The organism is Sulfitobacter pontiacus (assembly GCF_040790665.1).
Lineage (GTDB): Bacteria > Pseudomonadota > Alphaproteobacteria > Rhodobacterales > Rhodobacteraceae > Sulfitobacter > Sulfitobacter pontiacus.
The window spans coordinates 1,449,544-1,473,065 of the sequence record NZ_CP160849.1; the positions used below are offsets into that span (position 1 = coordinate 1,449,544).

General features: G+C 61.8%; 26 protein-coding genes and 1 pseudogene. 16 read left to right on the forward strand and 11 right to left on the reverse strand.

Annotation, left to right across the window (positions count from 1 at the left end; genetic code table 11):
• Positions 1-69: 69 nt before the first annotated feature.
• Positions 70-819 (reverse strand): VacJ family lipoprotein, encoded by a 750-nt coding sequence (locus AB1495_RS07055; RefSeq protein ID WP_074636285.1) that lies wholly within the window; start codon positions 817-819, stop codon positions 70-72.
• Between the two features lie 189 nt (positions 820-1,008).
• On the opposite strand from AB1495_RS07055, the gene AB1495_RS07060 reads away from it, so the two are divergent.
• The 4 genes from AB1495_RS07060 to AB1495_RS07075 are packed head-to-tail and all read left to right on the forward strand — an operon-like array spanning position 1,009 to position 3,771.
• Positions 1,009-1,467, forward strand: a complete 459-nt coding sequence (locus tag AB1495_RS07060; protein ID WP_074636155.1) for a RidA family protein — start codon at positions 1,009-1,011, stop codon at positions 1,465-1,467.
• A complete protein-coding gene (locus AB1495_RS07065) occupies positions 1,464-2,225 on the forward strand; it encodes a glycerophosphodiester phosphodiesterase family protein (RefSeq protein ID WP_074636153.1) in 762 nt (253 codons plus the stop codon). Before AB1495_RS07060 ends, AB1495_RS07065 begins: the two co-directional genes overlap by 4 nt.
• A 50-nt stretch (positions 2,226-2,275) precedes the next feature.
• A complete protein-coding gene (locus AB1495_RS07070; RefSeq protein ID WP_074636152.1) occupies positions 2,276-3,463 on the forward strand; it encodes a GNAT family N-acetyltransferase in 1,188 nt (395 codons plus the stop codon).
• The gene (locus AB1495_RS07075; protein ID WP_074636150.1) at positions 3,460-3,771 is read left to right on the forward strand and encodes a 4a-hydroxytetrahydrobiopterin dehydratase; all 312 of its coding nucleotides are present in this window, start codon (positions 3,460-3,462) and stop codon (positions 3,769-3,771) included. The genes AB1495_RS07070 and AB1495_RS07075 overlap by 4 nt, the downstream gene beginning before the upstream one ends.
• Before the next feature lie 86 nt (positions 3,772-3,857).
• Here the strand turns inward: AB1495_RS07075 and AB1495_RS07080 are convergent, their stop codons facing one another.
• Entirely contained in the window at positions 3,858-4,346 is a 489-nt protein-coding gene (locus AB1495_RS07080) for a peroxiredoxin (protein WP_005851093.1), read from the reverse strand.
• A gap of 92 nt (positions 4,347-4,438) precedes the next feature.
• Here AB1495_RS07080 and AB1495_RS07085 point away from each other — a divergent pair, with 92 nt between their 5' ends.
• From AB1495_RS07085 to pssA, 4 genes are all read left to right on the forward strand, one after another.
• On the forward strand, positions 4,439-5,647 hold the full coding sequence (locus tag AB1495_RS07085) for an NAD(P)/FAD-dependent oxidoreductase (RefSeq protein WP_074636148.1): 1,209 nt from the start codon (positions 4,439-4,441) through the stop codon (positions 5,645-5,647).
• Positions 5,644-6,195 (forward strand): 16S rRNA (guanine(966)-N(2))-methyltransferase RsmD, encoded by a 552-nt coding sequence (gene rsmD, locus AB1495_RS07090; protein WP_005851097.1) that lies wholly within the window; start codon positions 5,644-5,646, stop codon positions 6,193-6,195. The genes AB1495_RS07085 and rsmD overlap by 4 nt, the downstream gene beginning before the upstream one ends.
• A gap of 91 nt (positions 6,196-6,286) precedes the next feature.
• Positions 6,287-6,946, forward strand: a complete 660-nt coding sequence (locus tag AB1495_RS07095; protein ID WP_174226618.1) for a phosphatidylserine decarboxylase — start codon at positions 6,287-6,289, stop codon at positions 6,944-6,946.
• Between the two features lies 1 nt (position 6,947).
• A complete protein-coding gene (pssA, locus tag AB1495_RS07100) occupies positions 6,948-7,709 on the forward strand; it encodes a CDP-diacylglycerol--serine O-phosphatidyltransferase (protein ID WP_005851102.1) in 762 nt (253 codons plus the stop codon).
• A 3-nt stretch (positions 7,710-7,712) separates the two neighbouring features.
• Here the strand turns inward: pssA and map are convergent, their stop codons facing one another.
• Positions 7,713-8,528 (reverse strand): type I methionyl aminopeptidase, encoded by an 816-nt coding sequence (gene map, locus AB1495_RS07105; RefSeq protein WP_074636284.1) that lies wholly within the window; start codon positions 8,526-8,528, stop codon positions 7,713-7,715.
• Between the two features lie 34 nt (positions 8,529-8,562).
• On the reverse strand, positions 8,563-9,300 hold the full coding sequence (gene sfsA / locus AB1495_RS07110; RefSeq protein WP_074636146.1) for a DNA/RNA nuclease SfsA: 738 nt from the start codon (positions 9,298-9,300) through the stop codon (positions 8,563-8,565).
• A gap of 46 nt (positions 9,301-9,346) precedes the next feature.
• Here sfsA and AB1495_RS07115 point away from each other — a divergent pair, with 46 nt between their 5' ends.
• The 4 genes and pseudogenes from AB1495_RS07115 to AB1495_RS07130 all read left to right on the forward strand — a co-directional run bounded on the left by AB1495_RS07115 (position 9,347) and on the right by AB1495_RS07130 (position 12,309).
• Positions 9,347-10,066: a molybdopterin-binding protein gene (locus AB1495_RS07115; protein WP_037954089.1), complete on the forward strand. Its 720-nt coding sequence runs from the start codon at positions 9,347-9,349 to the stop codon at positions 10,064-10,066.
• A pseudogene (locus tag AB1495_RS07120) lies at positions 10,063-10,777 on the forward strand (GNAT family N-acetyltransferase). Before AB1495_RS07115 ends, AB1495_RS07120 begins: the two are co-directional and overlap by 4 nt.
• A gap of 12 nt (positions 10,778-10,789) precedes the next feature.
• Positions 10,790-11,359: a peroxidase-related enzyme gene (locus tag AB1495_RS07125; protein WP_074636144.1), complete on the forward strand. Its 570-nt coding sequence runs from the start codon at positions 10,790-10,792 to the stop codon at positions 11,357-11,359.
• Positions 11,356-12,309: an OmpA family protein gene (locus AB1495_RS07130; RefSeq protein WP_074636142.1), complete on the forward strand. Its 954-nt coding sequence runs from the start codon at positions 11,356-11,358 to the stop codon at positions 12,307-12,309. The genes AB1495_RS07125 and AB1495_RS07130 overlap by 4 nt, the downstream gene beginning before the upstream one ends.
• 91 nt (positions 12,310-12,400) lie before the next feature.
• On the opposite strand, the gene AB1495_RS07135 is transcribed toward AB1495_RS07130, so the two are convergent.
• From AB1495_RS07135 to AB1495_RS07145, 3 genes are all read right to left on the reverse strand, one after another.
• The gene (locus AB1495_RS07135) at positions 12,401-13,306 is read right to left on the reverse strand and encodes a LysR family transcriptional regulator (RefSeq protein WP_005851116.1); all 906 of its coding nucleotides are present in this window, start codon (positions 13,304-13,306) and stop codon (positions 12,401-12,403) included.
• 136 nt (positions 13,307-13,442) lie between these two features.
• On the reverse strand, positions 13,443-14,402 hold the full coding sequence (locus tag AB1495_RS07140) for a zinc transporter ZntB (RefSeq protein WP_107277665.1): 960 nt from the start codon (positions 14,400-14,402) through the stop codon (positions 13,443-13,445).
• A gap of 116 nt (positions 14,403-14,518) precedes the next feature.
• On the reverse strand, positions 14,519-16,546 hold the full coding sequence (locus AB1495_RS07145; protein WP_074636139.1) for an NADPH-dependent 2,4-dienoyl-CoA reductase: 2,028 nt from the start codon (positions 16,544-16,546) through the stop codon (positions 14,519-14,521).
• Positions 16,547-16,713: 167 nt separating this feature from the next.
• Here AB1495_RS07145 and AB1495_RS07150 point away from each other — a divergent pair, with 167 nt between their 5' ends.
• Entirely contained in the window at positions 16,714-17,205 is a 492-nt protein-coding gene (locus tag AB1495_RS07150) for an RNA pyrophosphohydrolase (RefSeq protein WP_005851121.1), read from the forward strand.
• Positions 17,206-17,416: 211 nt separating this feature from the next.
• Positions 17,417-18,301, forward strand: a complete 885-nt coding sequence (purU, locus tag AB1495_RS07155) for a formyltetrahydrofolate deformylase (protein WP_074636137.1) — start codon at positions 17,417-17,419, stop codon at positions 18,299-18,301.
• Positions 18,302-18,313: 12 nt separating this feature from the next.
• Here the strand turns inward: purU and AB1495_RS07160 are convergent, their stop codons facing one another.
• The 3 genes from AB1495_RS07160 to nth are packed head-to-tail and all read right to left on the reverse strand — an operon-like array spanning position 18,314 to position 20,534.
• Complete coding sequence (locus tag AB1495_RS07160; RefSeq protein ID WP_037964746.1) at positions 18,314-18,904, reverse strand: GNAT family N-acetyltransferase; 591 nt, start codon at positions 18,902-18,904, stop codon at positions 18,314-18,316.
• Positions 18,904-19,893, reverse strand: coding sequence for an adenosine kinase (locus AB1495_RS07165; protein ID WP_074636135.1), 990 nt, complete (start codon positions 19,891-19,893; stop codon positions 18,904-18,906). Before AB1495_RS07165 ends, AB1495_RS07160 begins: the two co-directional genes overlap by 1 nt.
• Positions 19,890-20,534 carry an endonuclease III gene (gene nth, locus AB1495_RS07170; RefSeq protein WP_005851129.1) on the reverse strand — a complete coding sequence of 215 codons (645 nt, stop codon included), beginning with the start codon at positions 20,532-20,534 and terminating at the stop codon, positions 19,890-19,892. Before nth ends, AB1495_RS07165 begins: the two co-directional genes overlap by 4 nt.
• Positions 20,535-20,674: 140 nt before the next feature.
• On the opposite strand from nth, the gene AB1495_RS07175 reads away from it, so the two are divergent.
• Positions 20,675-21,571 (forward strand): bifunctional helix-turn-helix domain-containing protein/methylated-DNA--[protein]-cysteine S-methyltransferase, encoded by an 897-nt coding sequence (locus tag AB1495_RS07175; RefSeq protein WP_074636133.1) that lies wholly within the window; start codon positions 20,675-20,677, stop codon positions 21,569-21,571.
• 126 nt (positions 21,572-21,697) lie between these two features.
• Complete coding sequence (locus AB1495_RS07180) at positions 21,698-22,366, forward strand: OmpA family protein (RefSeq protein WP_037964750.1); 669 nt, start codon at positions 21,698-21,700, stop codon at positions 22,364-22,366.
• A gap of 95 nt (positions 22,367-22,461) precedes the next feature.
• Here AB1495_RS07180 and AB1495_RS07185 read toward each other — a convergent pair whose 3' ends face one another.
• Positions 22,462-23,493: an FAD-binding oxidoreductase gene (locus AB1495_RS07185; protein WP_074636130.1), complete on the reverse strand. Its 1,032-nt coding sequence runs from the start codon at positions 23,491-23,493 to the stop codon at positions 22,462-22,464.
• Positions 23,494-23,522 lie beyond the last annotated feature (29 nt).

The window sequence follows — 23,522 nt, forward strand, 5'->3', positions numbered from 1 at the left end:
GCTGCCCTGACCTGAATCGCGCGCCCCTATCCGAAAGAGACCGGAAGGGAGGCGCGAGTTATTTAATGCTTAGTCAACCATGCGCGGGCCGGTGGTGGCGGCGATGCTGGTGGGGCGCGCCAGATCGGCACGGCGCTTTTGCAGATAGTCCTGACGTGCCTGGGCATAGCTGTCGCCCGATGCGGACATCGGCACTTGCTTGCCATTCACAATGCGGCGGTTTTTCTCGAATGCGCTATCGGCATAACCGGTGACGGTGCCGACATAGCTTTCGGGGCTATCAAGCGTATAGGACAGCGGGTTGGTGAACAGGTCCACGACGCGGCCGGTGGTGTCGCGACGGGTGGACGGGCCGATCAGGGGAAGTTCGATATACGGGCCTTCGCCCACACCCCAGACATACAGCGTTTCGCCAAAGTCGGTATCATGCTCGGGCACTTTGAATTCGCTCGCGACGTCGAACAGGCCGCCCATCCCAAGCGTGCTGTTTACCAAGAAGCGGTAGGTCGACAGGCCAAAGCCCGCAAGATCCGCCTGCAAGGCGCTGTTAACGGCAGCTTGCGGCATCGACAGGTTCTCGGAGACGTTATGCACGACCGTCTGGAATTCGATCGGCACCGCCCCCAGCACGCGGTTGGGTTTGCCCGATCCGCCGATCTTCTGATTGAAGGCGTGGACCTTGCGGTTACCGGCCTCGTGCGGGTCATTGACCCCTGCGGGCTGGGGGCGCGATGCACCGCTACAGGCGGCAAGACCTGCAACCAAAGTGACACCCACAAGGGCGCGCAGCGATGTGGAGAGGGTCGTGGCCTTGAACATGGTATAAATCCCGAAAACGCGTGAAAAACATGGTTTGTTATGCGCAGCGTCCCCGAAATACGCAACATGAGTTTCCTTGGGCATCTCGCGTTGGTGGCAGGTGTTGCAGTTCCTCCCTCTTGGGTCTTTTCGTTTCGGCATCGCATCGCTATCGTCCCGCCAAAGCCATTCATTCCAAGGAAGTCCCCCATGAGCATCACCAGCCGTCTGAACGATCTTGGCGTCACCCTGCCTGACGCACCTGCCCCTGCGGCGAACTATGTGCCCTTCGTGAAAACCGGCAACACGATCTATGTTTCGGGCCAGATCTCGAACGGGCCGGACGGGTTCATCACCGGAAAACTGGGCGCGGATATGGATGTCGCCGCGGGTGCCGAAGCCGCCAAGACCTGCGCGATCAGCTTGCTGGCGCAGGTCAAAGCCGCATGTGACGGCGATATCGAACGGCTCAAGCGGGTGGTGAAGCTGACGGCCTTTGTGAACTCCACCGCCGACTTCACCGACCAGCCCAAAGTGGTTAACGGAGCCTCTGACTTCCTTGTCGAAGCTTTGGGGGATGCGGGGCGTCACGCGCGCTCGGCCGTTTCTGCCGCCTCCTTGCCGCTGGGTGTCGCGGTCGAGATCGAAGGCATCTTCGAAATCGAATGACCCTACCACAGGCGTTTTATACGACCCCTATTGCGCATCGCGGTTTTCATCACCGCGATGCCGGTCGGCCCGAAAACAGCTTTGCCGCCTTTCAGGCCGCGATTGATCGGGGCTATGGCATCGAGCTTGATGTGCAGCTGTCACGCGATTGTGTGGCGCTGGTGTTCCACGACTATGCGCTGGATCGGCTGACGGGGCAGACCGGTGCCATCCGGCAACGCGATGCGGATGACCTGTGCCAGATTACGCTCACCGGCGGCAGCGACACTATTCCAACCCTGCCGCAGGTGCTGGAACTGATCGCAGGACGCGTGCCGCTGCTGGTCGAGATCAAGGATCAGGACGGTGCAATGGGTACGGATATCGGACCGCTGGAAGATGCGGTGGCAGAAGCCCTGCGCGACTATGTGGGCGATGTGGCTATCATGTCGTTCAACCCCAACAGCGTCGCGCGGATGGCAGAGCTGTCGCCGGATGTGCCGCGTGGATTGGTGACCAGCGCCTATCGCTATGTCGAATGGCCGCTGCCCAAAGCCACCTGCGACCGCCTGCGCGAGATCCCCGATTACGACCGCACCGGCGCATGCTTCATCAGCCACGAGGTCGACGATCTGCCCCGCCCCCGCGTGGCAGAGCTGCGCGAGGCAGGCGCGATGATCTGCTGCTGGACCGTGCGCAGTCTTTCAGTTGAAAACGGCGCACGCGAATTTGCGCATAATATCACCTTCGAAGGCTATGACGCGCCGCTGCAAGGTTGAACCGTCCGGCTTCGGCCACAGATAAGGCCTATGACAACGGGACATCCAGTATGAACGCGCGCGACGTCGAAATCAGAATTGCCTCGCGCATCGCGCACATCGGTCAGGCGGAATGGGATGCCTGTGCCTGTCCCGAAGCCGCCGGGGGCGCGCGCCCCGCGGACCCTTTCACCACCTTTCGTTTCCTTTCAGCACTAGAGGAAAGCGGCAGCGTCGGCCCCGGTACGGGGTGGCAGCCGCAATACCTCAGCGCTGCCATTGACGGTCAGATCATCGCGGTTGCGCCGATGTACGCCAAGTCACACAGTCAGGGTGAATACATCTTTGACCACAGCTGGGCCCATGCGTTTGAACGGGCGGGCGGGCGCTATTACCCCAAGCTGCAGATCGCCGTGCCCCATACCCCTGCCACGGGCCGCCGTTTCCTGACCCGTCCGAGGTTTGAAGAGACAGGCACCGCGGCCCTCATCCAGGGGGCGGTACAGCTGACCGATTCAAACGGGCTGTCGTCCTTGCACATTACCTTTTGTACCCAGGACGAGGCCGCCGCCGCAGAGCAACTGGGCATGCTTTCCCGCAAAAGCCAGCAGTTCCACTGGCACAACGCGGGCTTTAAGGACTTCGACGGGTTTCTTGCCACGCTCAGCTCGCGCAAGCGCAAGAACATCCGCAAGGAACGCCAGCAGGCACAGGCCTTTGGCGGAGAGATAGAGGTGTTCACCGGCGACGATCTGCAGCCCGAACATTGGAATGCGTTCTGGCAATTCTATCAGGACACAGGTGCGCGCAAATGGGGCACGCCCTATCTGACACGCGCATTCTTCGACATCGCCCAGGACCAGCTACGCGACGACATGGCACTGGTGCTGGCCAAGCGGGATGGTGCATGGGTGGCGGGGGCGCTGAACTTTATCGGCGCAGATGCGCTTTATGGGCGCTATTGGGGCTGCACTGAACATCATCCGTTCTTGCACTTTGAATTGTGCTATTATCAGGCCATCGATATCGCGATCAAACTGGGCCTCTCTACCGTCGAGGCAGGTGCGCAGGGGGAACACAAGCTCGCGCGCGGTTACCTGCCACAGGCGACGTGGTCGCTGCATTGGATGCGGGACGAGGGTTTTATGCGCGCTGTTGAAGACTATCTTGTACAGGAACGGGCAGCCGTTGACGAAGAGATAGACATTTTGACAGATTACGGCCCATTCAAAAGGGTCGAGGTTGAGGAACAGGAATGAGCGAAAAATTAAGCGAAGAGACGCGCAAAACCGTATTGGCCCCCTTGTTCAGCACAGGCTGGGCTATGGTGGAGGACCGGGATGCGATCGTCAAAACCTTCAAGTTCAATGATTTCGCGGATGCTTTCGGCTGGATGACCCGCGCGGCGATCTGGGCCGAGAAATGGAACCACCATCCAGAGTGGGAGAACGTCTATAACAAGGTGATCGTCACCCTGACGACCCATGACGTGGATGGCCTAAGCTCGCTTGATGCCAAGCTGGCGCGCAAGATGGATGGATTGATGGGCGAGGTCAAAGCGGGCTAAGGCACCATTAACCGTTGCATTATCCAAGAAAAACGCAGCCCCGGTGCCACCGCGGCTGCGTTTTTCTTCTTCAGGGTCGTGCAGGATTACATGTTGTCCAGCAGTGCTTCACCGCCCGACATATCGCAGACGCCGGGTTGGACCTCGGCCTGGAATAGCGTGACCTTGCCGTCATCCACCAGCATCGCATAGCGTTTGGAGCGCGAGATCAGCCCCGCGGGCTCGGCCGAGAATTCCATGCCGATGGCTTTGGTAAAGGCGCTGTTGGCATCGGCGAGCATGGTGATGCCAGCCGCCGTCGCGCCTGTCGATTCACCCCAAGCGGCCATAACAAAGGGGTCATTGCAGGACACGCAGATGATCTCGTCCACGCCTTTGGCGTCGAACTGGTCCTTGGTGCGCACGAAGCTGGGCACATGGGCGGAATCGCAGGTGGGCGTATAGGCACCGGGCACGGCAAAGACGACGACCTTGCGGCCCTTTAGCTTGTCAGCCATCTGCACAGGCTGCGGGCCGTCCGGCCCCATTTGCACCAGCGTCGCATCGGGCAGCGTGTCGCCTTGGGAAATCGTCATATGCGTGACCTTTCGTGTCATTGCGTTTGTCTTCACGGAAGATATAGGCTTTGCACGCAGGCAGGAACACGGTTTTTTCGAAAGGGGCAAGGATGGGTCATGTGGTGGTGATCGGGGCAGGGCAGGCGGGGTCATCCTGTGTGGCCAAGCTGCGCAACTCCGGCTTTGAGGGTAAGATCACGTTGATCGGGGCCGAAACCGTGCCCCCCTACCAGCGCCCGCCCTTGTCCAAGGCCTATCTGCTGGGCGACATGGCGCTTGAGCGGCTCTATCTGCGGCCCGAGAGTTTTTACGCCGACCACGGGATTGACCTGATGCTGGGCACCGCGGTCGACAGCATCGATCCGGCGGCGCAGACCGTGCGGGTGAATGGCGGGGATATGGCCTATGACGATCTGGTGCTGACCACCGGATCTTTCCCGCGCCGTCTGCCCGCGCATATCGGTGGCGATCTGGCGGGCGTGCATGTGGTGCGCGACCTAAGGGACGTCGATACGATGGGCCCGCGCTTTACAGAAGGCGCGCGGGTGCTGATCGTGGGCGGTGGCTATATCGGGCTGGAGGCGGCCTCGGTCGCGGCCAAGCTGGGGTTGCAAGTGACGCTGGTAGAGATGGGCGACCGCATCCTGCAACGGGTCGCAGCGCCGCAAACATCAGATTTTTTCCGCGCGCTGCACGAGGCGCATGGCGTCACCATCCGCGAAGGCGTCGGGCTTGAGCGTTTGACAGGCGACACGCATGTCACCGGCGCTGAACTGTCGGACGGCACGACGCTGGACGTGGATTTCGTGATCGTCGGCGTTGGCATCGGGGCGGCGACGGCGCTGGCCGATGCGGCGGGGATCGTGAATGACAACGGCATTATGACCGACAGCCACGGGCGCACTTCTGCACCGCATGTCTGGGCTGCAGGCGATTGCGCGTCCTTCCCTTATCGCGGCGGGCGCATCCGGTTGGAATCTGTGCCAAACGCCATTGATCAGGCCGAGCTGGTCGCGGAAAACATCATGGGTGCAAATAAGGAATATGTCGCCAAGCCGTGGTTCTGGTCGGACCAGTATGACGTGAAACTGCAGATCGCGGGGCTGAACATGGGCTATGATCGCGTGATCACCCGACGCAGCGATGCCGATAGCGTGGCCTTCTGGTACTATCGCGGGGACGAACTGCTGGCGGTGGATGCGATGAACGATCCGCGCGGCTTCATGATCGGGCGCCGGTTGATCGAGGCGGGTAAATCCCCCGCGCCTGCGCTGATCGAAGACCCGAACACAGACCTGAAGGCACTGCTGAAGTCATGAGGATCATCGCTGGCAAACACCGTGGCACCCAACTGGCCGACGTGGGTAAGGGCGATGCGGATGCGCATTTGCGCCCCACCTCTGACCGCGTGCGCGAGAGTCTGTTTTCGATGCTGACCCATCATAATGTGATCAACGGCGCGCGGGTGCTTGACCTGTTCGCGGGCACCGGTGCCCTTGGGCTAGAGGCGCTGTCGCGCGGTGCGCGCGAGGTGGTGTTCATCGAGAACGGGCGCGTCGGGCAAAAGCTGATCACCGAGAACATCAAGAAGCTGCGGGCCGAGGGCGCGACCACGCTGATGCGCTCCGACGCGACGGCACTTGGGGGTTGGATCGCGGCACCGTTCGATCTGGTCTTTCTTGACCCGCCTTATGGCAAGGGGATGGGCCAGACCGCCTTGGTCAAGGCGCGGGCGGGCGGCTGGCTGACACCCGATGCCATGATCGTCTGCGAGGAAAACGCCCCGCTTGATCCGCCCCAAGGGTTCACGCGCGAGGACAAGCGCAAGTATGGCGACACCTGGATCACCCTGCTGCGCCAAGACTAGCCCAGTGGCCATCAACAGTTGCCGCTTTGCATTCGCTGCGCTGCGGCCTATGTGCTAACAAAGACGTAAAGGAAAGTAGACCGCCATGAGCCTGAGCATGACCAGCACCTTCATCAAGCCGATGCACCCCGAGGGGCGCAAGTTCGTGGCGATCTTTGCCGCGATCACGCTGGTGCTCTTTATCATCGCTGAACCACTGGGATGGCTGGGGGTGGGCGCAACCGTCTGGTGCTACTACTTTTTCCGTGACCCTGAACGGGTGACACCCAAGGGCGATAACCTTGTTATCAGCCCTGCCGATGGCATCGTATCACTGATCGAACCTGCCGTACCCCCCGCAGAGTTGGGGATGCCCGACACGCCGCTGACACGGGTCAGCGTGTTCATGAACGTATTTAACTGCCACGTGAATCGCGCCCCCGTCGCAGGCGAGATCACCGAAATCGCTTACCGCCCCGGCAAGTTTTTCAACGCCTCGCTGGACAAGGCGAGCGAGGATAACGAACGCAACAGCCTGCGCATCAAGATGGCCGACGGCCGCGAGGTCGCCGCCGTCCAGATCGCCGGTCTGGTTGCGCGTCGTATCGTGTGTTTCACCAAGAAGGGCGCGCATACGCAGGCGGGTCAACGCTTTGGTCTGATCCGCTTTGGATCGCGCGTCGATGTCTACCTGCCCGAGGGGGTCACCCCGCGCGTCAGCATCGGTCAGACGATGGTCGCAGGCGAAACCGTGCTGGCAGAGCTTTCCTGAGATGACCGATCAGCCCCCCGTCGCGCCGGATAAGACGAAAACCGAATTCTCGTTGCTACAGCTGTTGCCCAACATGCTGACCATTGCCGCGATCTGTGCCGGTATTTCCGCGATCCGTTTCGCCGCCGAGGGGAATATCGCGCTGGCTGTGGCGCTGATCACTCTGGCGAGTATCCTTGACGGGATGGACGGGCGCACCGCGCGCTATCTGGGCTTCAACAGCAAGATCGGGGCCGAGCTCGACAGTCTTGCGGATTTTGTGAACTTCGGCGTTGCCCCGCCTTTGGTGGTGTATTTCTGGGGGCTACAGGATTCCTACCGTGCGGGCTGGCTGGCGGTGCTGGTCTTTGCGATCTGTTGCGTCATGCGGCTGGCGCGGTTCAACGTTGATTCCCGGACCAAAGACCCGCTGGACGATGGCGGCTATTTCACCGGTGTGCCGTCGCCTGCAGGTGCGATGCTGGTGATGCTGCCGATCTATCTGCCCTATGCCTTCGGCCCCGGTGCGGCGCTGCCCGACGTGGTATCCAGCCTGTATATCGTGCTGGTCGGCTGGGTCATGGTCAGCCGCATCCCCACGTGGTCGTTCAAATCGGTCAGCTTTTCGCGCGCCAACGTGACCTATTTCCTGATCTTCTTTACCGGCTTTATCGCCTGCCTGGTCAGCTTCCCCTGGGCCACATTGGTGATCTGCTGCTTTGCCTATGCAGGCAGCGTGCTGTGGGCCGTGATCGAGCTGAAGCTGGCCAAGCGCCGGGGCTGAGGATCAGCCCTGGCTATAGGTCGGGTGGAACATACCGGCGGGGGATTCGGTAAAGATCTCGTATCCGGTTTCGGTCACGCCGATAGAGTGTTCAAACTGCGCTGACAGGGATTTGTCGCGGGTGACCGCTGTCCAGTCATCGGCCAGTACCTTGGTCTCTGCGCGGCCCAGATTGACCATCGGTTCAATAGTAAAGAACATGCCGGGTTCCAGCATGGCACCGGTGCCGGGGCGGCCATAATGCAGCACGTTTGGCGGTGCGTGGAACACGCGGCCCAACCCGTGACCGCAGAAATCTGTCACGACGCTCATCCGGTGGGATTCCGCGAAGGTCTGGATCGCGTGGCCGATGTCACCAAAGGTATTGCCGGGCTTCACGACCTCGATCCCGCGCATCAGCGCGTCATGGGTCACGTTGATCAACCGCTCTGCCTTGCGCGACAGCTTGCCCGCGACATACATGCGCGAGTTATCTCCGTACCAGCCATCGACAATCACGGTGACGTCGATGTTCAGGATATCGCCATCCTTCAGCTTTTTGTCACCGGGGATGCCGTGGCAGACGACATGGTTCAACGAGATACAGCTGGCGTGTTGATAGCCCTTATACCCGATGGTGGCAGACTTCGCGCCGGCGTCTTCGATCATCTGCGTGATCACACCGTCAATGGCACCGGTGGTCTGTCCGACAAACACATGTTCGGCGATGTCATCAAGGATTTGCGCCGCCAGCTTGCCCGCCGCGTGCATCCCCGCGAAATCCGAGGGGTCGTAAATGCGAATGCCATCTTTGGTCTGGCGTCCTCGGTGTTCGTTCATCACCGCTGTCTCCGTCATATGAATTTGGTGCTGTCTAACCCGCTTGGCCCCCAAGAGCCAGTGCAGGCGGGTCGATTAGGGGGATTGCGCCCGCAACGCTGACCCCAAGGGGGCTGATATGGGTGCCGATGACATGGGTTTCCAGCCCTGCGGCGCGGGCGTCGGCAAAAGCGGCGGCATAGGCAGGATCGATATCGGCCGCCACGCTAAAGGCGCTGCAATCGGTCCGCTGCACCAGATAAAGCAGCACGGCGCGGTGCCCGTCCCGTGCCATCTGCGCCAGCTCTCCCAGATGCTTAGCGCCGCGTTTGGTCACGCTGTCGGGGAATTCGACCAGCCCCTCGCGCCGCGACAGGGTGGCGGATTTCACCTCGACATAGGCGTCGGGCAGGCCGGGCTCGGCCAGCAGAAAGTCGATGCGCGAGTTTTCACCATATTTCACTTCGGGCCGCACGGTCGTGTAGCCCGCGAGCGGGGCGATCTGCCGGCCCATTAACGCGGCCTTGATCGCACGGTTCGGCAGCGCGGTGTCGACGCCGGTGAAATGCCCGTTCTCGTGGTCAACCAGTCGCCAGCCGTAATTCAGCTTGCGCTTGGGGTCATCATTGGGCTCGAGCCATATTTTCATGCCCGCTGTGGCCAGCCCCATCATAGACCCGGGGTTGGCGCAATGCGCCGTCACCTCGGTGCCGTCCTCAAGCTGGCAATCGGCCAGAAACCGTTTGTAGCGGCGGATCAGGCGGGCGGGGACAAGTTCGGTTTGAAAGCGCATGGGGGGTGACCTATACCTCAATTAACGGCCCCTCAAGGAGACAGCCATGCCCAACCCCACTGCTGCGATGATCGTCATCGGCGATGAGATCCTGTCGGGGCGCACCCGCGATTCAAACATGCACCATTTGGCGGGGCAGTTGACCAGCGTCGGGATCGACCTAAAAGAAGTCCGTGTGGTGGGGGATGAAAACGGCACGATCATTGCCGCGGTGCAGGAACTGTCGCGCGTCTATGACAGCGTGTTCACCAGTGGCGGTATCGGGCCGACCCATGATGACATCACCGCCGATTGCATCGCCGCTGCGTTCAACAAGCATATCGACGTGCGCGAGGATGCCCGCGGCATTCTAGCCGACCACTACGCCAAAAGCGCGACAGAGCTGAACACCGCCCGTCTGCGCATGGCGCGTATCCCCGATGATGCCACGCTGATCGACAATCCCGTGTCGGCGGCACCGGGGTTCAAGCTGGAAAACGTCTATGTCATGGCCGGTGTCCCCGCCGTGTTCGAGGCAATGGTCGCCAGCGTTCTGCCAACCCTGACCGGTGGGGCCCCCCTGATCAGCGCCACCCATCGCATCGAACGCGGAGAGGGCGACATCGCCGGACCGTTGGGAGAGTTGGCGCATAGCTATCCCAACCTCTCTATCGGGTCCTACCCCTTCCAGAAAGACGGCAAATACGGCGCGCATATCGTGATCCGGGGCAATGATCAGGCCGAGGTCGACGCGGCGATGGCAAAGCTCGCGCAGGTGTTCCCGTGACCGATCTGGCGCAGCTTTATCAGGTCATCGACCACACATGGCCCGCCGCGAAAATCTGGACCGAAACCGGCTGGACTCTGCGGGACGGGCAGGGCGGGGGCAAACGCGTCTCTGCCGCGACGATGGCCGAACCCAATGCGGATATCGGTCAGGCCGAGGCCGCGATGCACGCCATGGACCAGCGCCCAATCTTCATGATCCGCGACGGCGACGACACGCTGGATACAGAACTGGCCGCGCGCGGGTATGACATCGTCGATCCGGTGAATGTCTATATCGCACCGGTCGGCAAGCTGACCGATGTGCCGATGCCGCGGGTGACCGCTTTCCAGATATGGGAGCCGCTGGCCATCATGACAGAGATTTGGGCCAAGGGCGGCGTGGGCCCTGAACGGATCAACGTGATGCACCGCGCCGCGACCAAAACCGCGATCCTGACCCGCTCGCTGGAACGAGATGCCCGGTGGCGTCGCCTTTGCCGCGCTGCATGATGGCGTATGCATGGTCCATGCGGTCGAGGTGCTGGAACACCAGCGCGGGCAGGGTGTGGCGAAATGGCTGATGCGAAGCGCCGGTTTCTGGGCGCAGGCGCAGGGGGCGACGCAGGTGGCGGTTCTTTGCACAAAGGCGAACGCGGCCGCGAACCGCCTGTATCAGGGTCTGGGCTTTGATCTGGTAGGGCACTATCATTACCGTCAATCCCCTGACTAAAGGAGCCGCCCCATGGCGCATGATGCCCCCACTGCCCTGAACCTGCCGATGGTCGATCCGCTGCCCGAGGACACGCAGAAATACTTTGATGTCTGTCAGGAGAAGCTGGGGATGGTGCCGAATGTGCTACAGGCCTATGCCTTTGACATCGACAAGCTGAACGCCTTTACCGCGATGTACAACGACCTGATGCTGGACGCGTCGAACCTTTCAAAGCTGGAACGCGAGATGATCGCGGTCGTCGTGTCCTCCGTGAACAAATGCTACTATTGTCTGACGGCCCATGGCGCGGCTGTGCGGCAACTGTCGGGCAATCCGATCCTTGGGGAACAGATGGTGATGAACTGGCGCGTCGCCGATCTGGACGCGCGGCAAACCGCGATGCTGGCCTTTGCCGAACACCTGACCGTCGCCAGCGCCAAAACCACCGAGGCGGACCGTCAGGCGCTGCGCGATGTGGGCTTTTCCGACCGCGATATCTTTGACATCGCATCGGTCACAGGGTTCTTCAACATGACCAACCGCGTCGCCAGTGCGACCGAAATGAAACCGAACGACGCTTACCACGCGCAGTTCAGATGATCATCTGGCGTGCCGGGCTGATCTGGCTTTTACTGGCGGGCACGGCCCATGCGCTGGATCTGTCGTTGCCCGCTGCGGCGCGGCAGACCGTGACGCGCGATACCGACCCTGACAGCTATCTTGCCCCGACCTCTGCCTTTGAGGACGGCGGCTTTGCCAGCGTCAAGATCGAAGGGTCCATCGCGCGCTCTGCGTGGCGGCTTGATGCGCCGGGACTGTCTCCTTTGCAGATCATGCGGCCCCTGCGCACGCAGCTAGAGGACGCGGGCTACAGGATCGTGCTGGATTGCAGCGCCGAGGTCTGCGGCGGTTTCGATTTCCGCTTTGCGATCGAAACATTGCCCGCGCCGAACATGTATGTCGATCTGCGTCAGTACCAGTTTGTCACCGCCGTCAAAGGGTCGCTGCAATCGCCGAATGCAGTTGTGACCCTTCTGGTTAGCACAACCGATACCTCTGCCTATCTGCAGATCGTCGAGGCGGATGCGCAGGGCCAAGCGTCCAGCCCATCGGTGCCGGAGGTGGCGGAAGACACCCAGACCTTGGCCCCCGATGCCCCCGCACAAAGCCAGTCCGAGATGGCTGCGGCGTTGCAGAATACCGGCCATGTGGTGCTGGCTGCGCTTGATTTCGGCTCCGGCACCGCGGCCTTGGGGCAGGGGGAGTTTGATGCGCTGGTCAATCTGGCGGCGGTGCTGAAAGACCAGCCTGATCTGCGGATTGTTCTGGTGGGCCACACCGATAGCGTCGGCGGGCTGCAAAACAATATTGCCCTGTCGCGAAGCCGCGCGGCGGCGGTGCGGCGGCGGCTGATTACGGCGCATGGCATCGCAGGCGACAGGATCGAGGCGCAGGGCATGGGCTATCTGTCGCCAATCGCGTCCAACCAGACCAAAGCGGGGCGCGACGCCAATCGACGGGTCGAGGCCGTGCTTTTACCCGCGCCCTGACCCCGAACAGAAAAATCCCCGCATCCCTGAAAAGGGAGCGGGGGCAGCCACATGTGGGCTCAGTTCACCGAGGGCAGTTGGTGATCTCGTGTTACCAGTCCGTTGGACCTTTTTCGGCAAAGGTATGGGCTAGAAAATCAATGAAGGCGCGCACCTTGGGCTGGGTGAACCGGCCCGGAGGATAGACGGCGTAGATGCCTTGGGTCTCAAGCGGGAGATCGGGGATTGCGTCTTCGACCAGCCCTTTCTCCATCGCGTCGGCATACAGAAAGCTCGGCAGGTAGGCGATGCCAAGGCCAGAAATGGCGGCGTTCAGCAGCGATTGCCCGTCATTCACCGACAGCCAACCAGCGGTGCGCACCTGACGCTTTTCGCCCGACGGCGAGGTCAGCTTCCACATATTGCCGCTGGACTGGTTGGAATAATGCAGCAGCTTGTGATCGTTCAGATCGTCGATCTTTTCGGGGCGGCCGTATTTCTCGAAATAGGCGGGGGAGGCGATCATGCGTTTGGTCGTCTCGGTCAGCTTGCGGGCCCGCAGTGTGCTGTCTTCCAGCTCTCCGATACGGACGGCCATGTCGAAACCTTCGCTGATCAGTTCGACGTAGCGGTTGTTCAGCACCATATTGACGGTGATGTCGGGGAAATCGGCGAGGAATTCGGATAGTGCGGGTGACAGATGGTTCACCCCAAAGTCCGTCGCGACCGAGATCCGCAAAAGGCCAGAGGGCGCGGATTGCATAGAGGTCACAAGCGCATCGGCTTCGCCCGCGTCATTCAGCACGCGGCGGGCACGGTCGTAATAGGCAAGCCCGATCTCTGTCGGGCTGACACGGCGGGTCGTGCGGTTCAGCAACCGCGCCCCAAGCCGCGCTTCAAGCGAGGATACGTGTTTGGATACGGCGGATTTGGAGATACCCATCTTCTTGGCCGCATCGGTAAAGCCACCCTGGTCCACGACCGTGGCGAATGCTTCCATCTCTGTCAGGCGGTCCATACCCGTCCCCTTTCATCATCTGCGTCTGGAAAGGGTATGGGGGCCAAATCAGGCAGGATCACGGCAGCGGTGAGACAGTGGAGAGGTATTTATAGGGATCGTTCGCGGCGGGGAAACAGGGCGCGCCGTGCTGTGGCTAAATCCAGCGGACCAGTTTCAGGACCAGAAACATAAGCAGCGCCAGCCCCGCCATGCCGAGACAGAGGATGGTAAACGCCCAAGGATGGTCCACCCCCGGCATCCCGGCGACGTTGACGCCGAACAGACCGGTCAGAAACCCCAGCGGCAGAAAGATCGCCGCGGCGACCGACAGCACATAGCCGTGGCGCGCTTGGCGCTGCGCGATATTGGCGTCGTGCTCTTCCTGAACCGACACCAGCCGGTCGCGCAGCTCGTCCAGTTCTTCTACCGCGATCAGCGCGCTGTTGGCCTGCTCGCGCAGCTCAAGCTGGCTTTCGTCGGGGATCAGTGGAATATCAAAGGCGGCCAGCTTGGCCAGTGCCTCGCGTTGGGGGTCAAGATAGCGCCGCAGCCGGATCACGCTGCGCCGGATTTCGGGCAGCTCATGGGGCATCGGGGTGTTCTTGTCCTCTAGATCATCCTCGAAGAACTCCGCCTGTTCATCCAGCGTTGCAACGTGTTCCTGCACCCGCAGGGTCAGGCGACCCACGAGCGCTTCGAGGAACTCGGCAGGGCTGGGAGGGGCCTTTTGCGCTTCGGCCTCGCGGCGGATGGCGTCTATGGCAAAGACCTTCTTGCGGCGCACGGTGATCAGCAGGTCGGAATCCACATACATCCGTACCGATACCATTTCATCGGCATCCTGCCCCTCGTTCATATTGATGCCGCGCAGGTTCAGGATCAGCCCGCCTTCAAAGCGGTCACAGCGCGGGCGGGTCTGTTTCTGGATCAGCGATCCGGCGGGGATTTCATGCAGGTGTTCGCGGACCCAGGGTTCAAGCATCGGGTCGGCCAGATCAAAGTGCCACCAGCGGTAGATGCCCGGCCCCGTAAGATGCGTGTCGGTGGGCACTTGGGTCGTGCCATCGGCAAAGATATCGAAAACGCAAATCGGCATGGCCACACCCTGAAACATCTATTGATCCGGGTATTTTGACAGACCGGCGCGGAGGCGCAAGATGTGCTGCCCTTGTGGCGCGGGCGAAAGACGGGGCAGGCCACGACAGCCTGCCCCGTTTTGGTCGACATACCTTACAGCGCAGCGGCCAGACGGGTGCCTTGGTCAATCGCGCGTTTCGCATCCAGTTCAGCCGCGACATCCGCGCCGCCGATAACATGGCACGGGATGCCCTTGACCTCTAGCGCGTCGGCTAGCGACCGGTCCGACAGTTGACCGGCACAAAGCACGATCGTATCCGCCGCGATCACCTGCGGCTTTTCACGCGCTTCGCCAAAGCTGATGTGCAGGCCCTCTGCGTCGATCTTCTCGTAGTTGACGCTCGCGATCATCTGCACGTTCTTCATGGTCAGGGACGCGCGGTGGATCCAGCCGGTCGTCTTGCCCAAGCCCTTGCCGACCTTGGTGGTCTTGCGCTGCAGCATGGTCACTTCGCGCGCGGGGGCGTGCGGCTGCGGACCTTCGGGCGCGAGGCCAGAGCGGTGATCGGCGGGGTCGGTGACGCCCCATTCCTTCATCCATTCGGGCAGGTTGGTGGTGGTGCTGTCCCCGTCATGCACCAGATGTTCAGACACATCGAAACCGATGCCGCCCGCGCCGATGACAGCGACGCGCTGACCAGCGGTGACGGTGCCGTTCAGGATGTCGATATAGCTGACCACATTGCCCGCGTCCTGACCGGGGATTTGCGGGTCGCGGGGAATAACGCCGGTGGCGATAATCACCTTGTCATACGCGCCCAGGTCATTGGCCGAGACTTCGGTGTTCAGCTTCACGGTGACGTCGTATTTCTTGACCATCGCCCGATACCAATCGACGAGGCCCCAGAACTCCTCTTTGCCGGCGACCTGCTTGGCAAGGTTCAACTGGCCGCCGATCTCGGCTGCGCGGTCAAAGACGGTGACCTTATGGCCGCGCTCTGCCGCGGTGATGGCGGCAGAGAGCCCCGCAGGGCCCGCGCCCACCACGGCGATTGTCTTGGCCGCGTCAACAGGATCGACGCGCAGTTCAGTCTCGTAGCAGGCGCGCGGGTTGACCAGACAGCTCGAGATTTTGCCACCAAAAGTATGGTCCAGACAGGCTTGGTTGCAGGCGATACAGGGCGCGATCTCGGCCGATTTTCCGGCGGCGGCCTTGGCGACAAAATCGGCATCGGCCAGCATGGGACGCGCCATCGACACCATGTCGGCGCAGCCGTCCACCAGCACCTCTTCGGCGACCTCGGGCGTGTTGATCCGGTTGGAGGTGATCAGCGGGATGTTCACCTGACCCATCAGCTTTTTCGTGACCCATGCAAAGGCCGCGCGCGGCACCGAGGTCTGGATCGTCGGGATGCGCGCCTCGTGCCAGCCGATGCCGGTATTGATGATCGTGGCCCCTGCGGCCTCTACCGCCTTGGCAAGCTGCACGACCTCTTCAAAGGTAGAGCCGTTGGGGATCAGGTCGATCATCGACAAACGGTAGATGAGGATGAAATCGGGGCCGACGGCCTCGCGCACGCGGCGCACGACCTCGACTGGCAGCCTCATGCGGTTCTCGTACGACCCGCCCCATTCGTCGGTCCGTTTGTTGGTGTGGGTGACGAGGAACTGGTTCAAGAAGTACCCTTCGGAGCCCATCACCTCTACCCCGTCATAGCCTGCTTGTTTGGCACGCAGGGCGCAGGCGGCGATATCGCTGATCTGCTTTTCGATGCCTTCCGCGTCCAGTTCTTTCGGGGCGAACATCGAGATGGGGGATTTGATCGCCGAGGGGGCGACGCAATCGGGGCTGAAGGCATAGCGCCCCGCGTGCAGGATCTGCATCGCGATCTTGCCGCCTGCCTCGTGCACGCGGTCGGTGACGATGCTGTGGTTGTCCACGTCCTTTTGCGATAGCATCATCGCGGCACCATGGGCGACCGACCCTTCGGGGTTCGGCCCGATGCCACCTGTCACCATCAGACCCACGTCGCCACGCGCGCGGGTGGCGTAGAATTCGGCGACGCGGTTCCAGTCCTGTGTTTCCTCGAGCCCGGTGTGCATAGACCCCATCAACACGCGGTTCTTCAACGTCGTGAACCCCAGATCAAGCGGGGCAAGCAGGTGCGGATAGTCGGACATTTGGCAAACCTTTCGAGGGCTGAATGTAGGGTACTGGACCGTTCTGTGCGGCAGTTCACCCCAAGCCTGCGGTTCTGTCACGCACAACGCTGCGTAAGCCAATATACATGGACGCGGGATTCGTGCTAACGCCGGTATGACTTCTCTTGCCGCGAAAGGCCCCCGATATGACGCCAGAAGAAATCGCCCGACTGCCCTATCGCCCCTGTGTCGGGGTCATGCTGGTCAACGCCGACGGGCATGTGTTTGTCGGGCAACGTCGGGACCGGGATCAGGACGCATGGCAGATGCCGCAAGGCGGCGTCGAAAAGGGCGAACACGCCGAAGTCGCCGCCCTGCGCGAGCTGGAGGAAGAGACAGGCATCCCCCCAAGCTCTGTCACCGTGGTGGCACAGACCGAGGGCTGGTTGCCCTATGATCTACCGATCGAACTGGTGCCCAACATCTGGAAAGGCCGGTTCCGCGGGCAAGAGCAGAAGTGGTTCCTGCTGCGCTTTCACGGGTCGGATGACGAGATCAACCTGGACACCGAACACCCCGAATTCTCGGACTGGCGCTGGTTGCCGGTGCGCGAACTGGTCGACAACATCGTCCCGTTCAAGCGCGAGGTCTATACCGCTGTGGTCAACGCCTTTGTCGAGCATTTCGCCGACGCCTGACAAAGGGGCGGCCCGCGTTCACCGTCTGCCCGATTGCGTAGCGGATATGGGCCAATGTGCATGATCGGAAACCGATAGTGCTGATTTGACCGGCCGCGCGGGCGTCGTGTGTCTTTTTCGGCCGTCGCGAACTTGACGGGGCGGGGGCGGATAGGAAACAGGTGGCTATCGGCGCGCGACGTCGGACCGCTTTGCCACAGGAAAAATCCCGATGAAGACATATGCCCTGACCGTGACCTGCCCCTCTGCGCGCGGGGTTGTTGCGGCAATTGCGAATTACCTGGCCGATCAAGGCTGCAACATCTCGGACAGTGCCCAGTTCGACGATAAGGAAACCGGCGGTTTCTTCATGCGCGTCAGCTTTGAAAGTGAAGCCGAGGTTGATCTGGCGACCCTGTCAGACGGTTTTGCCGATGCGGCGCGGCCCTTTGACATGGCCTATGAGTTCCACGACGAAGCGGTGAAGATGAAGGTCGTCATCATGGTTTCGCGCTTCGGGCATTGTCTGAACGATTTGCTGTACCGCTGGCGTATCGGCGCGTTGCCGATCGATATTGTCGCGGTGGTGTCCAACCATATGGACTATCAAAAGGTCGTCGTGAACAACGACATTCCGTTCCACTGCATCAAGGTCACGCCGGAAAACAAAGCCGACGCCGAGGCGCGGATCATGGCTGTGGTCGAAGACGCGGGGGCCGAGTTGATTGTGCTGGCGCGCTACATGCAGATCCTGTCGGACGAGATGTGCCAGACGATGTCGGGACGGATCATCAATATCCACCATTCGTTCCTGCCCAGCTTCAAGGGGGCGAACCCGTATAAGCAAGCGTTCCAGCGCGGGGTCAAGCTGATCGGGGCGACATCGCATTATGTGACCGCCGATCTGGATGAAGGGCCAATCATCGAACAGGACATCGTGCGCGTCACCCATGCGCAATCCGCCGAAGACTATGTCTCGCTCGGGCGGGATGTCGAAAGTCAGGTATTGGCGCGGGCCATTCACGCGCATATCCACCGGCGCGTGTTTGTGAATGGCAACAAGACGGTGGTCTTCCCCGCCTCGCCGGGGTCTTACGCCTCTGAACGGATGGGGTGAGCCACGGGGGCGCTAGCCGATGGTCGGCACATGCGCCCCTGCGTCCTTGTCCAACAGATCGATCAGCCGCGGATCATCCGCGACCTCGACCTGCCGCTTGAACGGGGTAAACCCGCTGCGGATGTAAAAGGACAGCGCCTGCGGACTGTCGAGCGTGCAGGTATGTAGATGAAACCGCGAGATCGGCCGCGCCCAAGCCGTGCGGATCGCGTGGTTCATCAGGTAGCGCCCGGCACCCGACCCGATCAGCGCGGGCGTCAGTCCGAAATAGGCCAGCTCGCACGTGCCATCAGCCGTGAACTTAAGCTCGAGCAGCGCCTCGTCGCGACCGTCTTTGGTCAGCGTGAAAAACTGCGTGTCCGCATCCGACAACAGCGCCTGCAATTCGGCGTCGGTTTTTGTGAGCCGTCCGAACCACAGCCAATCCTGTCCGACCCGCCGAAAGATATCACGGTACCAGTCCAGTGTTGGGGTCAACGCGCGCAGGGTCACGCCCTCGGGGGCGGGGACATCCCGCAGGGGGGCGGCCTCGCGCATCTCAAGATGTGTGACAACCATCGCCAGTTTGCCAAGCGGTACGTCGTGATATCCGTCGGTCAGCATCAGACCAGCCCTTTTTCCTTGAACAGCTCCATCATCGAGGTCTGCGGGCGCGGGCCAATGTGGCTGATCACCTCGGCCGCACAGATGTTGCCCATCTTGCCGCATGTCTCGAGGTCGCGACCCGTGGCCATGCCATAGAGGAACCCCGCCGCGAATTGATCGCCGGCACCTGTGGCATCCACGGGGGTCACCTTGGTCACGGGCACGTCGACGCGTTCGCCCTTGCGGATCAGCGTCACGCCGTCGCCGGAACGGGTGCAGACGACCGTGTCACAGATCGCCGCGGTGCGGGTCAGCGCGTCTTCCAGATCGTCGGTTTCCCACAGGGCGCGGATCTCGGCTTCGTTGCCGATGACATAGCCCAGATCGTTTTCGATCAGCGCGAGGAAGTCATCCCGGTGGCGTTCCACGCAGAAGGGGTCGGAAATCGCGATCCCCGCCATGCCGCCGCCCGCCGTCGCCGCGCGCGCCGCTTCGCGGAAGGCGGTTTTGCCGGCGTCGTGGTCAAAAAGGTAGCCTTCGAGGAACATCAGCTTGGCCCCGGAGGCCACCGCCTGCGGAACGTCGTCCGAGGTAAGCCCAGTAGAGATCCCAAGATAGGTGTTCAAAGAGCGTTCCCCATCCGGGGTCACAAAGATCATGCAGCGCGAGGTCGGGTTCTCGCCCCCGGTCACAGGCGCGTTGACAAAATCTATGCCGATGTCGGTCATTGCTTTGGCATAGAATTGACCCAGATCATCGTCATTCACCCGCCCGATAAAGGCCGTGGGCAAGCCAAGCGCGCCGATGCCCGCAATGGTATTGGCGACCGACCCGCCGGGGGTCTGCAGACGGTCTTGCATTGTCGCATACAGGTTTTCCGCGCGGTCCCGCTCGATCAGCTGCATAATGCCTTTTTCGATGCCGTTATCTTGCAGAAACGCGTCATCCGCATGCGAGATCACATCGACAACAGCGTTGCCGATGCCAACCACTTCGTATTGGGTCATTCGGTTTTTTCCTCATAGGGGCAAAGGTCACGGATGATGCAGGTTCTGCATAGGGGTTTGCGTGCTTTGCAATGGTATCGCCCGTGCAGGATCATCCAGTGGTGGGCATGGTGTTGGAAATCAACTGGGATATTATCCTCGATCGCGCGTTCTACTGCATCGACGGTTTTGCCGGGGGCGATGCGTGTGCGATTGCCGACGCGAAAGATATGCGTGTCCACCGCCTGCGCCGGATAATGCCACCACATGTTCAGCACAACATTCGCCGTCTTGCGGCCCACGCCGGGCAACGATTGCAGCGCCGCGCGGCTGTTGGGCACGACCCCGTCATAGTCATCCACCAGAATCTGGCTCAGCTTCATCACGTTCTTGGCCTTCTGGCGGAACAGGCCGATCGTCTTGATATGTTCGGTCAGCCCTTCCAGCCCGAGGTCCAGCATCTGCTGCGGGTGCTCGACGATCTCGAACAGGGATTTGGTGGCCTTGTTTACCCCCGCATCCGTGGCCTGCGCGCTCAGCGCGACAGCGACCAGCAACGTATAGACGTTGGTGTGATCCAGCTCGCCTTTCGGTTCCGCCTCGGCGTCCTGAAAGCGGGTGAAAATCTCGCGGATCGTGTGATAATCAAGGGTTTTGGCCATGCGCCAAGGGTATGCGTGGTTTCGCCTCTCAGGGCAAGCCGCGCGCGGCGGATTTTACGGGCGTCGCTGCGGCAGGGGGCTGCGTCATTTGGCGCATGTTTCGGGTCGCGCGGGGGCGGGGCCTGCCGTAGTCTGGCCCTATGACACATGTACCACAGCACACGCCCCAAACCACCGCCCCCGAAGATGCCGCCACCGCAGACGGCAGCGCCTATCACTACGGTGTGATGCGGCGGGCGATTGATCTGATCGATGCCGCCGCCGACCCGCTGGCGCTGGATCAGATCGCGGGCGAAATGGGGATGAGCCCGGCGCATTTCCAGCGGCTCTTCTCGCAGTGGGTGGGGGTGTCGCCGAAACGCTATCAGCAATATCTGATGCTGGATCACGCCAAATCACTGCTGCGCGACCGCTTTACCACGCTCGACACGGCGCACGAGCTGGGGTTGTCCGGCTCTGGCCGGCTGCACGACATGTTCCTGCGGTGGGAAGCCATGAGCCCCGGCGATTTCGCCCGCAAGGGGGACGGGCTTGTGATCTCGTGGGGGTGGTTCGACAGCCCCTTTGGCCCGGCACTGGTTATGGGCACGCCACGGGGGATCTGCGGATTGGCGTTCTCGGCCGAGATGGGCACCGATGCGGCGATGGAGGATCTGTGCCGCCGCTGGCCGGGGGCGACATTCCGCGAGGATCCGGCGGTACTGCGCGACTGGGTGCAGATTGCCTTTGGCCTACAGGGAGACGGGACGGACAAGGCCCCGATGTATCTGATCGGCGCGCCCTTCCAGATCAAGGTGTGGCAGGCTTTGCTGGCGATCCCGTCGGGCCATGTGACCACCTATTCCGAAATCGCCCAGACCATCGGCACGCCCAAAGCGGTCCGCGCCGTGGGCACGGCGGTGGGGCGTAACCCGATCAGCTGGCTGATCCCCTGCCATCGCGCCCTGCGCAAATCCGGGGGGTTAGGAGGCTATCACTGGGGGCTGCCGGTCAAACGCGCCATGCTGGCGTTTGAATCCGCCCGCGTCGACGCGTGAGCGTATCGGCGGGTTGCTGCCTATGGGTTTGAAGCTGCCGGTTCAACGGGAACAAAGGCTGGTGTAAAGCGTTATGTGACGATTGCCTCGCCCGAACGGGGCCACAACTTAAAGGCAGAATAAGATATGACACTTTCGAAAACCTCCATTGCTGTAGCTCTGACAAGCGTTCTGGCGCTGGCTGCTTGTGAACCCGGTCCGATTGGTGGCAACCCCAACGACCCGAACGCCAACACTCGTAACGGTGCGCTGATCGGTGCAGGCACCGGTGCCGTGATCGGTGCGCTGTCCAAAGGTGACGGCAACCGTGCACAAGGTGCCTTGGCGGGTGCGGTCGCTGGCGGTGCATTGGGTGCTGGCTATGGCTATTCGCTGGACAAGCAAGAGGCCGATCTGCGCCGTCAGCTGGATTCCGACGTGATCATCACCAACACAGGTGACCGTCTGATCGTGACCCTGCCGCAAGACATTCTGTTCGCGACAGACAGCACGCAGGTTCAGTCCGGTATGCAAAACGATCTGGCCGCACTGGCGCGGAACGTGAACGTCTACAGCAACTCCACGCTGCAAATCGTCGGTCACACCGACAGCGATGGCGAAGCGTCCTATAACCAGCAGCTATCCGAAGGCCGTGCGCGCGCCGTTGCGAATGTGCTGGTGTCGAACGGCGTTCCCGGCAGCCGCATCCAATCCGTGGGTCGTGGCGAAAGCCAGCCGGTTGCAAGCAACCTGAACGCAGCGGGCAAAGCGCAAAACCGCCGCGTTGAAATCGTGATCCTGCCAAACGCTGCCTAAGCCTTGGCGACATGAACGTGAAAGGGCCTCGGCATCTGCCGGGGCCCTTTTGTGTTTGAGGGGTGCCTTACGGGGGCTGACCGGCCGCCGCGGCGCTAGAGGTTGTCTTCGACGCGGAACCCCTCGGGGATGGTATCGCGCCCGTCCAGCATCAGATCGGCCATGACCTCGGCCACTTTGGGGGCCATGCCGAACCCGATCTTGAACCCGCCATTGGCCACGAACTGCCCCGGAGCGTCGGGCAAGGGCCCCAGCATCGGGGCACGGCTGCGGCTGCGCGGGCGCACGCCGGCCCAGCGGGTGATCACCGGCGCATCACGCAACACGGGCACCGCGGCACGTGCGGCGGCGATCACATCATCAAGCTGCGCGTCCGTCTCGGTGGGCGAGGTATACGCGCGCTCTGTCGTTGATCCGATGGCGGTGGTGCCGTCGCTATGCGGGATGATATGCACACCGCCCGCGAAAAGCTGTGGCAAGCCGCGCGCGTCATAGTCCAGCAGCGCGGCCTGACCCTTGACGCCTGCGCCGACCAGACGGCTGTGATTGGCAGTCATATGCGCCAGCCCCGCGACGCCCGTCGCCCACAGCACCTGTCCTCGATCTTCGCCCTCCGCCTGCACCGTCACGCCTTTGGCCGCCAGTGCCCGCACCAGCGCGTCGCAGGCGTGGCGAGGGTGGATCAGACCGCTTAGCGTGTCGTGGATCAGCCAGCCGGTGGGGCTGTCGGGCTGCCACGGGGTGTCACTCGCGCGGATCACGGACCATGTGGCCTGACCCTGCCACAGCGCCTTGGCGGTTTCGGCCCGCTGCTGTGCCAGTGCCAATGCCGCGTCATCGGCCACGGGTTGCAGGCGCCCCTTGCGGGCATAGCCCGCGTTGCCACCGCCTGCCTGTTCAACCGCTTGCCAGAACCCTTCGGCCATCAGCAGGCTGTCGCGTTGAAAGGCTTTCTTGGCGTTCCAGTTTTCAGGCACATGTGGGGCCAGCGCGCCGACGATACCGCCGCTGCTGCCTGCGGCGGGCCCATTCGGATCGATCACCTGCACAACCGCGCCGCGTTGCACGCAAGCCCATGCCACCGATAGCCCGAATATCCCCGCGCCGCGTATCGTGATTTCGGCCATTGCCAATCCTTGCCCTTTTTGCGCAGTGT